This window comes from Microbacterium sp. RURRCA19A (assembly GCF_900156455.1).
Lineage (GTDB): Bacteria > Actinomycetota > Actinomycetes > Actinomycetales > Microbacteriaceae > Microbacterium.
Window position 1 is genome coordinate 120,634 of the sequence record NZ_FTNQ01000005.1, and the last position, 11,933, is coordinate 132,566.

Below are 11,933 nucleotides of genomic sequence, written 5' to 3' on the forward strand. Positions count from 1 at the left end.
TTGCCCACACCCTATCGGCGGATGGCGTGACCGCTCAGTCGAAGTCAGCCGCCAACGCGTTCCGGTGGTATTCGAAGATGATGCTCGTGCGCGTGGATGCCACACTGTGCCGCGCGGAGAGCTGATCGACGACGAAGCGCCGCACCGCGGACGAGTCCGCGACGGCGATGTGGACGAGGAAGTCGTCGGCCCCGCCGAGGAAGAACAGTTGGATGACGTCGGGATGCCGGCGGACCTCCTGCGCGAAGGCGCGAATGCTCTCCTGCCGCTGTCCGGGCCGCAGGGTCACGCCGACGATCGCCTGCAGCCCGCGGCCGAGGCGGCTCTGATCGACGGCGGCGTGGAAGCCGGTGAGGAGTCCGCGGTCGACGAGTCCGCGCACCCGGGTGTGGGCGGTGGATGCCGCGACCCCGAGCGCATCGGCGAGGGCGGCGTTCGTCATCCGGGCGTCGGCGGAGAGCAGTTCGATGATGCGGGCGTCGAGCGGGTGGAGGTCGTCGTCGGACATCGGAGATCCTTCGGTTCAGAGATCGGCTGCACCGACTCTTCTCCGACGATACCGGGGCACGTGGCATCCAAGCCGAAGAATATGCGGGTTTACGCCACGGAAACACGAATTCCTGCGATCCTTCCTGCCACGACCACTCAGAGGAGAGACCGATGCGCGTCGCCGTGCCCACCGAGATCAAGAACAACGAGAACCGCGTCGCCATGACCCCGGCGGGCGTCGACGCTCTCGTGCACCGAGGCCATGAGGTCCTGGTCCAGGCCGGGGCCGGTGAGGGCAGCGGATTCTCGGACGACCAGTACCGACTGGCGGGAGCCGAGATCGTCGCGACCGCCGACGAGACCTGGGCGCGCGCGGAACTCCTCGTCAAGGTGAAGGAGCCGATCGCCCCCGAGTACGGGCATCTGCGGGCCGACCTCACCCTCTTCACCTACCTGCATCTCGCGGCCGACCGACCCCTCACCGACGCCCTCATGGCGGCGGGCACGACGGCGGTCGCCTACGAGACGGTGCAGACCGCGGACCGCGCCCTGCCGCTCCTCGCGCCGATGAGCGAGGTGGCCGGACGCCTCTCGATCATCGAGGGTGCGCACCACCTGCTGCGCGCGTCGGGCGGTCGCGGACTGCTTCCCGGAGGCGTGCCGGGCACGCCGAAGGCCAAGGTCGTCGTGATCGGCGGCGGTGTCGCCGGAGAACACGCCGCGGCGAACGCGCTCGGCCTCGGCGCGAACGTCACCGTCATCGACATCTCGCTGCCGAAACTCCGTCAGCTTGAGGAGCGCTTCGGCGGCGCGATCCAGACGCGCGCGTCGACCCGGCTCGAGGTCGCGGAGCAGTTGGCGGACGCCGACCTCGTCATCGGGTCGGTGCTGATCCCCGGAGCCGCCGCCCCCAAGCTCGTCACCGACGACATGGTCGCCGCGATGAAGCCCGGCTCTGTGCTCGTCGACATCGCCATCGACCAGGGCGGCTGCTTCGAGGGGTCGCGCCCGACCACCCACGACGCGCCGACGTTCCGCGTCCACGACTCGCTGTACTACTGCGTCGCGAACATGCCGGGCGCGGTGCCGCACACCTCGACGCGCGCGCTGTCCAACGCCACGCTGCCGTACATCACCCGCATCGCCGACGCCGGCTGGGAGGCCGCGGCATCCGCTGATCCGGCCCTCGCGAAGGGCCTCAACGTGCGCGCGGGCGTCGTGGTGAACGAGGGCGTGCGCGCGGCCTTCGACCTCTGACGCGGCGTCCGGGTCGGGGTTCCGGGGTCCGGGTCCTGGCCGCCAGTTCACGTGATCTGGTCGACATCACACGGCGTGGCGTGCTGTGACGCGTACGCTCGGCCACTTCACGTGAACTGGTGGCGCCCGCGGGGCCCGGGCGTGCCGAAGCGGGTCCGCGTCAGCCCCGCACCCAGGCGTACGTGATCTCGGGACGGCCGGGGCCGCCGTAGCGCGGCTCGCGGCGCACGCGACCGACGTCGGCGAGGTGCTCCAGGTATCGGCGGGCGGTCACCCGCGACATGCCCTCGCGCTCGCCGACCTCGGTCGACGACACGGGGGTGGATGCCGTGCGCACCCGGTCCGCGACGGCCTGCAGCGTCTCATCGCTCAGGCCCTTCGGCAGCGCCGGGGCCGCGACGGTCCGGAGCGACCCGAGCAGCGCGTCCACCTCCGACTGCGTGGCCTCCCCGGCCGCGCGGTCCAGCCCTTCGACGTACGCGCGGTACGCCTCGAGGCGTTCGCGGAAGGCCGCGAACGTGAACGGCTTGATGAGGTACTGCACGACCCCGGTCGACACGGCGGCGCGGACCGTCGCGGCATCCCGGACCGCCGTCACGGCGATGATGTCGACGCCGGCTCCCATCGCGCGCACGCGTCGGGCCACGTCCAGGCCGCCGCCGTCGGGCATGGTCATGTCCAGCAGCACGAGGTCGATCGGCCGGGCGGGATCCGCGATCGCGGTGAGCGCCGCGCGCGCCCCCGCCGCCTGCCCGACGACCACGAAACCCGGGACGCGTCCGACGTACGCGGCGTGCAGCTCGAGGGCGAGGGCATCGTCGTCGACCACGAGCACGCGGATCACGCGGTCACCGCCTCGACCGGAGCGGGCAGCACGACCCGCACCGTCGTCGGTGCGTCGGAGACGTGCAGCGTCCCGCCGTGGGCCGACACGATGTCGCGCACGAGGGCGAGGCCCACGCCGCGGCCGCCCGGAGTCGCGGCGGGCTTGGTCGACGCGCCGAACGCGAACGGGTCGGCGAGCGCCGGGTCGAACCCGGGCCCGCTGTCGCTGACCACGATCGCGACGTCGGGTCCCCGGCGCGTGAGGGCCACGCGCACCCAGCGCGGATCGGGGCCGGCGGTGGCGGCATCCATCGCATTGTCCACGAGGTTGCCGACCACCGTCACCGCCTCGGCGGCGGCCAGCGGCAGCGCCGGCGTGGGTTCGTCGACGTCGAGATCGAGGGTCACGCCGTGCTCCGCGGCCTCGTCGAGCTTGCCGAGCAGCAGCGCGACCACGACCGCGCCGTCGTTGCCGGAGACGATGCGGTCGGCGAGATCCTGGCGTCCCTCGGTGGATGCCGCGATCAACCGCCGTGCGTCGTCGATGCGCCCGAGCTCGAGCAGCGCCAGCAGCGCGTGCAGCCGGTTGCCGTGCTCGTGCGTCTGCGAGCGCAGGGTGTCGCTGAGGGTCCGGACGCCCTCGAGCTCGCCGAGCAGCGCCTGCAGCTCGGACCGGTCACGGAGCGTCATGACCCGCCCCCGCTCCGGCGCCCGCCGCCCGTTCAGGTCGCGGGCCTCCTCCTGATTCACCAGGAGGACGCGCTCCCCGGTGACGACGGTCTCCTCCACCATCCGGCGGCCCGTGGCGATGGCGTCGGCGAGCGCGGCATCCATGTCCGTCTCCCGCGGGTCCAGGCTCACCTGTCCCTCGGTCGCCGGCGGGAGCCCGAGGAGGTCGGCGGCTTCGTCGTTGTAGAGCACGATCCGACCGTCGCCGTCGGTCACGACGAGGCCCTCGCGCAGCGAGTGCAGCACGGTCTCGTAGCTCTCGACGAGCCGGGCCAGTTCGCGCGGGGTGTAGGAACCGGTGACCCGGCGGGCGCTGCGCCGGACGTACAGGGCACCCAGGATGCCGATGCCCACGATGCCGGCCGCGGCGACGACGATCAGCGGGACACGCGCGGCGAGATCCGCCTGCACGGCGCCGAGGGTCACGCCCACCGAGACGAGCCCCACGATCTCGCCGTCATCGGCGCCGGCGTCGCGGATCGGCGTGATCGTGCGCACGGACGGTCCGAGCGTCCCGTCGTACACCTCGGTGTACGTCTGTCCCGCCAGCGCCTCCTCGCGCGAGCCGAGGTACTGCTGCCCGATCTCCGAGCGATTGCGGTGGGTCAGCCGGATGCCGTCGGGCGTCATGATCGTGACGAACGACAGGTCGGCGTCGGAGAGGATCGCCTCGACCATCGGCTGCAGCGTGTCGGAGTCCTGGGCGCGGACGAGCGCGGCGACGTCGGGTTCGTGCGCCAGCGTCTCGGCCACGGATCGGGTGACCTGCTCCGCCTGGCGCTGCCCCGAGTCCGACAACTGCACCGACATGAGCGCCGCGAGCACGCCCGCGACCAGCACGACGACGCCGAGCGACACCATCGCCAGTCGTCCGCCCACGCTCAATCGCATGCCGTGCCCTCTCCGGTCCGTTCCGGTCTGCCGTGAACAATACGACCACAAATCGCCCCGGGCGCCGCGCTCGACCAAAGTCGGGGCATCGCCGGCGGCCCCGCCGGACTCAACGAAGACGTTAGGAACAGGGGAAGTCGCAGATGTCTCTCTCACTCCGCACCACGCGCGACGGTCGTCCGCGCAAGAAGATCGACCGCAACCACTGGCTCTACATCGCCGTCATCGTCGCCGTCGTCGCCGGCATCGTCGTCGGCCTCGTCGCGCCGCAGTTCGCCACAGGCCTCGAGCCGGTCGGCAAGGGCTTCGTCAGCCTCATCAAGATGATGATCGCCCCGGTCATCTTCTGCACGATCGTCGTGGGCATCGGATCGATCGCCAAGGCCTCCACGGTCGGCAAGATCGGCGGCCTGGCGCTGCTCTACTTCCTCGTGATGTCGACCTTCGCGCTGGGCATCGGTCTGCTGGTGGGCAACATCATCCACCCCGGCGAGGGCCTGAACATCGCCAGCGCACAGTACGACGCCGTGCCCGAGGCGACCACCACGCAGGACTTCATCCTGGGCATCATTCCGACGACGTTCTTCTCCGCGTTCACCGGCGGCAGCATCCTCCAGGTGCTGTTCATCGCCCTCCTGGTCGGCTTCGCGCTCCAGGGCATGGGCGAGCGCGGGGCGCGCATGGTCGATGGCATCCGCAACTTCCAGGTGCTGGTCTTCCGCATCCTCGGCATGATCCTGTGGCTCGCTCCCATCGGTGCGTTCGGTGCCATCGCCGCAGTCGTCGGAAAGACCGGATTCGGGGCCGTGATCAGCCTCGGCATCCTCATGGGCTCGTTCTACCTGACCTGCTTCCTCTTCATCGCGGTCGTCCTCGGCGTGCTGCTGTTCGCCGTCACGCGGGTCAACATCTTCTCGCTGATGAAGTACCTCGGCCGCGAGTACCTGCTCATCGTCGGCACCTCGTCGTCCGAGGCCGCGCTGCCCCGCCTCATCGCCAAGATGGAGCACCTCGGCGTCTCGAAGCCGGTCGTCGGCATCACCGTTCCGACCGGGTACTCGTTCAACCTGGACGGCACGGCGATCTACCTCACGATGGCGTCGCTGTTCATCGCCACCGCGATGGGCGCCCCCATGTCGATCCCGGAGCAGATCGGCCTGCTGATCTTCATGATCATCGCGTCCAAGGGTGCGGCCGGTGTCACCGGTGCGGGCCTCGCGACCCTCGCCGGCGGCCTGTCCGCCTACCGCCCCGACCTCGTCAACGGCGTGGGCGTCATCGTCGGCATCGACCGGTTCATGTCCGAGGCCCGCGCGGTCACGAACTTCACCGGCAACGCGGTGGCGACCCTGCTCATCGGAGCGTGGACGAAGCAGTACGACCGCGAGCGCGTCGGAGAGGTCCTCGCGGGCCGCATCCCCTTCGACGAGACGCTCCTCACCGGCCACGACCACTCGGCGGCGCCGACGGATGCCGCACCGGTCACCGCCCCGGCGACGGTCGACACGCAGGCGCTCAACGCCTTCCGCGCCCAGGCGGAGGCGGAGACGGCGGCCCGGAGCCGTTCGTGAGCCTGACGCAGCACTCGGCGGGGGCGGCTTCGGCCGCCCCCGCCCCCGCGCGCGTGGACCTCGCCCGCACCTGGCTGCTGCGCTCGCCGCTGGCGGCCGGTGGCGACACCGCGGCCGACGTGCTCGTGCTCGACCTCGAGGACGGGCTGCCCGCCGCGCGCAAGGCCGAGGGTCGCGAGCGCGCCCGCCGCGCCGCCGAGAACGCGCCGGTGTGGCTGCGGATCAGCGCCGCGGGCACACCGGAGGGCGAAGCCGACCTGGCCCTGTGCCGTGAGCTCGACGACCGCCTGGCCGGGATCGTGCTGGCGATGTGCGCCGGACCCGCCGATGTCGCCCACGTCGCGGCATCCCGTCGGGTCGGCGTGCCGATCGTGGCGATGATCGAGTCGGCTGCGGCGCTGCTCGTGGCCCCGGCGATCGCGGCGCACCCGGCGACCCGGCGCCTGGCCTTCGGCACCGGCGACTTCCGCCGCGACACCGGCATGGCGGACGACCGCGTCGCGCTGTCGTGGCCCCGGGCGCAATTGGCCGTGGCGTCGGCGGCCGCCCGGATCGCGGGGCCGATCGACGGTCCGTGCGGTCCGGTCGAGCAGGCCCGGGATGCCGCCGAGCACGCCGCCGCGGTGGGCTTCACCGGCACCCTGGTGTTGAGGGAGGCCGCCGTCCCCGGTGCGCACGCCGGTTTCACGCCGAGCACCGCCGAGGTCGAGGCCGCCCGGGCGGTGCTCACGGAGGTTCCCGACGGTCCCGTCGACGGCTCGTACGCCCCCGCCCTGGCGCGCGCCCGCGCGCTGGTGGCCCGCGCCGAGGCCCTGTCGCGGCTCTGACGCGTGGCGCGGTGCCGACGGATCACGTGACCTGGCCGAGATCACCCGGTATGGCGCGCAGCGACGGGTACCCTCGGCGAGATCACGTGATCTGGCTGCGGCTCAGCGCCCGAACCAGCGGCGGCGACGCGGCGGGGGCGCCACGGCGGCAGCCGCCTCGCGCGCGCGGCGACGAGATGCCCACGCCGCGACCTCGGCATCCACGTCCACCGTCGGCGTCACCACCGGCGGACCGCCGAGCAACTGCCGACGAGCCTCGACGACGCGGCGGTTGAAGTCCTCGAGCGCCTCCCGGACGTCGCCCTCGCGCGACAGGGCGTCCAGCCGATCGGCGAGCTCGGCGTGCTCGACCCGCAGCGTCAGCGCGGGCGGCCCCAGCCCCGAAAGCTTCTCGGTCGCGATCTTGCGGCGGATCCACCAGTCGGGGTCGTGGCTGCCGCCGAGGTCGGGGAGCGGCTTGCCGGCACCGGGGAGGTCGTCGAACTCCCCGCGGCGGATCGCCTGCTGGATCGCCGTCTCGACGTACGCGGCGCGCTCGGCGGCGGTCGATCCGCGCGCGGGAGCTTCTGCGGATTCGGGTTCCAGGCCGGCATCCCGTAGCCGCCGGTCCAGGCGGTAGCGCTCCGCCGCCTGCCTCGGGTCGTCGCTCATGCCGCCTCCGCCGTGTGCTCGGGTCCTTCCAGGCTACGACGGCATCGGGCGGGCGGCGCCGCAGCCGAGGGAGGGATGCCGGGGCGTCCGGCCGCGTCCCCACCCCGGTTGGGTGTCCCAGACACGCGGATGCCACGCACGCGCGTCCGCGTGTCCTGGACACTCAACGTGAGGGCACGCGCCCCCGGCCCGGGCTACAGACCCAGGCGCCGCAGCCGCAGCCGCGCCATGTCCTGTGCGCGCGGGCCGGAGCCGAGCGCGCGCTCGGTGATCCGCAGGATCAGCCGGGTCGTCGTCTTCACCGGCAGCCACGAACGTCGGACACCCAGCAGCTTCCGCAGCCGCGGTGGGAAGGTCGCCACGGCCGCGGCGAACAGCACGCGGTACGCGACGCCCATGAGGCCCGTGAACGGGGGCTTGCGCAGGAACCGCACGACGTCGTCGACCCGCTCGTCGCGCCGCAGTTCGCCACGGTCGAGGAACCCCTCGAGTTCGGCGCGGAGGGCGGCCTCGGTCCGCGGCGGGTCGGGGATGCGCATGAGCCGCCCTGCGGTCGCCCAGTCGGCGACGTACGCGTCGGGCCCGCCGGGAATGGTGCCGCCGTACGCCTGATGGCTCCGCAGGAACGCGTCCGTGAAGGCGATGTGCACCCAGCGGACGAGGTCGTGATCCTCGGCGGTGTAGCGCCGCTCGCCCCCGTCGCCGGCGACGTACGCCCCCTGCACGCGCTGGTGGAAGCGGCCGACGCGGGCGGTCTCGGCATCCGCCTGGCTCTTCGACCCGTAGGTGAGCGTGATGACCCAGCGCACGGTCCCCGTGAGACGCCCGATGGGGTCTTCCCGGTACCGCGACCAGTCGTGCACGCCCGCGAGGGCTCCGGGGTGCAGCGCCTGGAGGAGGAGAGCCCGGATGCCGGCGACGAGGGTGCCCATTCCGGCATGAACCGTCCACGCGGGACCGTTCTCGACGAAGTAGCCCGCGTCGTCGCCCTCGGCGATCGCCCGCACGTAGGGGGCCATGCCGGTCGGGTCGCCCGCCAGGGCGGTGAGGAGCTTCGCGCGCAACCGGGCGACGGGAGCCGGAACCGGGGGTGAGGACGTCACCGTTCCAGCGTGCCATCCCACGGGAGGCGGGAGGGCCGGATCAGTGACCCTCGTGGGTGATGACGGGGACGCTGCCGTCGTCGCGGATCAACACGGCGTCCTGGGTCGCTCCCAGCGCGGGGGTGACGACGACGGCGATGATCGACGCGGCGAGCAGCAGACCCCAGACGCTCATCGGTTCCGCGGTGCGCGGTGCGGTGTCGGCGCGGCGCACGCGCCCGGCGACCGCGGCACCCACGACGATGAGGAGCAGCGCCGCCGCGGCGATCGCGATGACGCTGGTGTGAGCGGGGAGCACGAACATCAGGGCCGCCGCCAGCAGGATGCCGGCGAGGGCTCCGATGAGCGTCGCCCGCGGGGCGATGAGCCGGCCGAGCGCGAGGACGGCGCCGCCCCAGACGAGCGCGCCGACCCCGAGGACGACCAGACCCGCTCCGAGGCCGCGCGAGGCGGCCCCGGAGCTCGGTCCCACGATCGCGCCCGCACCGAGGGCGGCGAGGATGAGCCCGGCCCCCCATGCGGACACGGAGGGCCACGACCGGACGAAGGTCGCGGCGTTCACGGTCAGACCGCCGCGGTGCGCGGGATGTTGCGCTCGGTGCCGAGACCGACGCCCAGGAGCACGACGGCGCTGGCGAGGTGCAGGAAGTGGTCGGGCACGTTGAGGGCCAGGATGTTCGCCGGACCCGTGAGGAAGAAGCCCACGATGCCGAGGAGCAGGTAGACCGCGCCGACCGTGGTGTTGACGCCCTTGGCGGCGCGCGCGTTGGCGAGGCCCGCGACGAGGAGCGCCGCACCGATCAGGAGGTGCGCGATGTTGTGCAGCGGGTTGACCTCGAAGATGCCCAGCAGCAGGCCACCCTCGTTGCTGATGAACCCGACGCCGCCGGTGACGGCGAAGCCGAGCAGACCGACGAGCAGGTAGACGGCGCCGAAGACAGTCGCGACGATGCGGTTCGGTGACGAGCTCATGATGAACCTCCCAGAGTTCTAGCAGCGACCACTCGGCCGCCTTCCCCACATCTTCGGAGACACTGAGAAGTTGGATTGCCCCCTTGGCGGCGACGCCTTCCATGCAGTAAGCGACGGAGGTCAGTCCCGATCGATCCGCGTCCACGCGTACGGCTCGAGGTGGGCTGTGATCGTCCCCCGAGGCGCACGGACCTCGACGACGCGCGACGTGCGGTCGAGGTTGGCGATCAGGAGGACCGTGCCTCCGGCGGTGGCCGCGCCGAGCGCCCACACGCGCCCGTCCGGGCTGTCACCGACCAGGGTGGGCTCGCCGGAGATCTCCGCGAGGGCGCGGACCGCGTCGGAGACCGGGCGCGCGCCGCCGTCGGAGCGCAGGATGCCGCGCGGCCCCCACTCCTCGAAGTACGACAGCGACCGCACGCCCGGGATGCTGAGCGCCGCGGCGCTCGCGACGGTCCAGGCGGCGAGCCCCACGGCATCCTGGCGCGGGTCGGCCGCGGGGAGCAGGGCGGGGCCGTAGCCGTCGCGGAGGTCGCCGTGCCGGGGCCGCGGCTCGGCGGTCGTCGCGACCGCGTTCACGTGCGGGCGCAGCCCGATCGGGCCGATGTCGACGGGGATCCCGTCGGCCAGCCGCACAGCCTGCTCTGCCACGAGTCGCTGCATCGGCACGGATTCGACGAGCTGCGCGGTGCTGAGGTCGTGGAAGAGAGGCGTGAGGGTGAAGCCGATGCCGTCGAGGCCGCCGGGCAGCCGGTGGTGTTCCCGGTTCAGCTCGGTGAAGTGGGTGCGGACGCCCCCGGCCGCCGCGAGGTCGAGGCCCGCCATATCCAGCGCCGTGCGGAGGGCGGCGACGGTGTCGGCGTCGGACACGTGCCGTGCGGGACCGCGGGCGCGGAACGCGGTGACGCGCCGCACGGGCACCCCGACGAGGGCCCGGACCCCGCGCGCGAGGGCGGCGGGCGCGTCCTCGTCGACCACGAAGCGCACGTCGAGGGGGAGTCCGGCACGCTGCGCCCGATCCAGCGCCGCGCGCCAGGCCGGGGAGGCGAGGTCGAGCTCGACCAGGACCGTGTCGCCGGGTGGCGGCTCGAGCGCGTCCGGTCGGAGGGCGTCGGGAGCGGTGCTCGCGGCGACGCCGATCGAGGGGAGGCGTCCCCGGGCGTGGAGCGAGAGGACGTCGAGGCCGCGAGTCGGCGCGGGCGGGGCGCCCGCCGTCCTCTCGAGGGTCAGTGACTGGACGACCCGGTCTCCGGCGGAGAGGCGATAGGGGAACGGCAGAGCGAGCGGGCGGCTGTACGTCTTGAAGGAGGCGTCCGTCCAGTTGCGCTGATCCTCCATCTCGAACGTGTCGCCGGAGAGCCCCAGCCGCATCGGCCCGGCATCCGAGGTCCACCCCAGCGACACGATGTCGGTCGCCGGCTGGTGCGGGCTGATGTCGGCGGGGAAGCGGGTGAGCTCCTCCGTGCCGTCGGGGTGGCCCACGGCGAGCGTGCGGCCGCTCAGCTGCGGCGGGTGGAGTACGACCAGGCCCGTCCGGTTCGTCTCGAACGCCGTGGTGCAGACCAGGTCCGCGACGACCTCGAGGCGATCCCCGTCCGCGCGCACCGTGATGGCGCCCCCGAGGCCGCCGCCCTCCGTCGCGCTGACCTCGAGTCGGAGGCCTTCGTCCTCCGCGCGCACCGCGTCCACGCGCAGGGGCAGGGTGTTCCACTCGCGGTCGCGCACGACGAGACGGACGCTGCGCAGCACCGGGCGACCGTCGAGGGAGATGTCGGCGAGCTCGTCGCCGCCCCGCCGCACCAGCGCCCACCCGCCGCTCGACCACGCGGTCTCGTCGTCACCCCAGGCCATGTCAGAGAGTGGTCATGCCGCCGTCGACCACGAACGTCGCACCGGTGGCGAAGGCACCCTCGTCGCTCGCGAGGTACACCATGATCCCGGTGACGTCGTCGGGGGTCCCGGCGCGACCGACGGGGATGCGCCCGACGATGGCGGCGCGGGCCTCGGGGTCGTCGGTGATCGCGGCCACGAGAGGCGTCTCGGTGTACGCGGGCTGGACGGTGTTCACGCGGATGCCGTCGGCGGCATATGCCGCGGCGACCGTGCGGGCCAGGCCGTGCACGCCCGCCTTGGACGCGCTGTACGCGGTGAAGTCCTTCCCTTCGCCGTTCACCGCCGTCGGGCTGCCGGTGAGGATGAGGGAGCCGCCGCCGCGCGGCAGCATCGCACGCACCGCGTACTTGACGGTCAGGAAGGCACCGGTGAGGTTGATGTCGATGGTGCGGCGCCACACGTCGAGGTCGAGGTCGGCGGCCGGGGCGTCGCGCCCGAACAGCTGCACGCCCGCGTTCGCGACGACCACGTCGGGATCCCACCCGGCGTCGTGCACCTCGGCGAAGCCGGCGGCCACGGACCGCTCGTCCGAGATGTCCATCGCCGACGCCCGCGCCGCACGGCCGAGGCTCGTGGCCGCGGCGCGGGCGCCCTCGGCATCCACGTCCGCGACCACCACGCGGGCGCCCTCGGCGACGAAGCGGGCGGCCACGGCGAAGCCGATGCCCTTCGCGGCGCCGGTGACGAGCGCGGTCTTCCCGGTGAGTCTGCTCATGGTCGTCTCC

At 72.9% G+C, this 11,933-nt stretch carries 12 protein-coding genes; 3 read left to right on the forward strand and 9 right to left on the reverse strand.

All coding sequences use genetic code 11. The annotated features are described in order from the left end of the window. Window positions 1-34 precede the first annotated feature (34 nt). Complete coding sequence (locus BW982_RS15970) at window positions 35-508, reverse strand: Lrp/AsnC family transcriptional regulator (protein ID WP_076494997.1); 474 nt, start codon at window positions 506-508, stop codon at window positions 35-37. Between the two features lie 152 nt (window positions 509-660). Between BW982_RS15970 and ald the strand changes: the two genes are divergently transcribed. Beyond that, a complete protein-coding gene (gene ald / locus BW982_RS15975; RefSeq protein WP_076494999.1) occupies window positions 661-1,746 on the forward strand; it encodes an alanine dehydrogenase in 1,086 nt (361 codons plus the stop codon). Between the two features lie 160 nt (window positions 1,747-1,906). Here the strand turns inward: ald and BW982_RS15980 are convergent, their stop codons facing one another. After that, window positions 1,907-2,590, reverse strand: coding sequence for a response regulator (locus tag BW982_RS15980; RefSeq protein WP_076495001.1), 684 nt, complete (start codon window positions 2,588-2,590; stop codon window positions 1,907-1,909). Continuing rightward, window positions 2,587-4,191, reverse strand: a complete 1,605-nt coding sequence (locus tag BW982_RS15985) for a sensor histidine kinase (protein WP_076495003.1) — start codon at window positions 4,189-4,191, stop codon at window positions 2,587-2,589. The genes BW982_RS15980 and BW982_RS15985 overlap by 4 nt, the downstream gene beginning before the upstream one ends. A gap of 143 nt (window positions 4,192-4,334) precedes the next feature. On the opposite strand from BW982_RS15985, the gene BW982_RS15990 reads away from it, so the two are divergent. Next, the gene (locus BW982_RS15990; RefSeq protein WP_076495004.1) at window positions 4,335-5,762 is read left to right on the forward strand and encodes a cation:dicarboxylate symporter family transporter; all 1,428 of its coding nucleotides are present in this window, start codon (window positions 4,335-4,337) and stop codon (window positions 5,760-5,762) included. Further along, window positions 5,759-6,589, forward strand: a complete 831-nt coding sequence (locus BW982_RS15995) for an aldolase/citrate lyase family protein (RefSeq protein WP_083696760.1) — start codon at window positions 5,759-5,761, stop codon at window positions 6,587-6,589. Before BW982_RS15990 ends, BW982_RS15995 begins: the two co-directional genes overlap by 4 nt. 102 nt (window positions 6,590-6,691) lie before the next feature. On the opposite strand, the gene BW982_RS16000 is transcribed toward BW982_RS15995, so the two are convergent. The 6 genes from BW982_RS16000 to BW982_RS16025 all read right to left on the reverse strand — a co-directional run bounded on the left by BW982_RS16000 (window position 6,692) and on the right by BW982_RS16025 (window position 11,923). Continuing rightward, window positions 6,692-7,240 (reverse strand): DnaJ family domain-containing protein, encoded by a 549-nt coding sequence (locus tag BW982_RS16000; RefSeq protein ID WP_076495006.1) that lies wholly within the window; start codon window positions 7,238-7,240, stop codon window positions 6,692-6,694. Between the two features lie 194 nt (window positions 7,241-7,434). Next, window positions 7,435-8,343 carry an oxygenase MpaB family protein gene (locus BW982_RS16005; protein WP_076495007.1) on the reverse strand — a complete coding sequence of 303 codons (909 nt, stop codon included), beginning with the start codon at window positions 8,341-8,343 and terminating at the stop codon, window positions 7,435-7,437. Window positions 8,344-8,383: 40 nt separating this feature from the next. Then, on the reverse strand, window positions 8,384-8,905 hold the full coding sequence (locus BW982_RS16010) for a hypothetical protein (protein ID WP_083696761.1): 522 nt from the start codon (window positions 8,903-8,905) through the stop codon (window positions 8,384-8,386). A 2-nt stretch (window positions 8,906-8,907) separates the two neighbouring features. Continuing rightward, entirely contained in the window at window positions 8,908-9,315 is a 408-nt protein-coding gene (locus BW982_RS16015; RefSeq protein WP_076495009.1) for a DUF4383 domain-containing protein, read from the reverse strand. Window positions 9,316-9,435: 120 nt separating this feature from the next. Beyond that, entirely contained in the window at window positions 9,436-11,166 is a 1,731-nt protein-coding gene (locus BW982_RS16020) for a D-apionate lactonase family protein (protein ID WP_076495010.1), read from the reverse strand. A gap of 1 nt (window position 11,167) precedes the next feature. Further along, the gene (locus BW982_RS16025) at window positions 11,168-11,923 is read right to left on the reverse strand and encodes an SDR family NAD(P)-dependent oxidoreductase (protein ID WP_076495012.1); all 756 of its coding nucleotides are present in this window, start codon (window positions 11,921-11,923) and stop codon (window positions 11,168-11,170) included. Window positions 11,924-11,933: the final 10 nt, after the last annotated feature.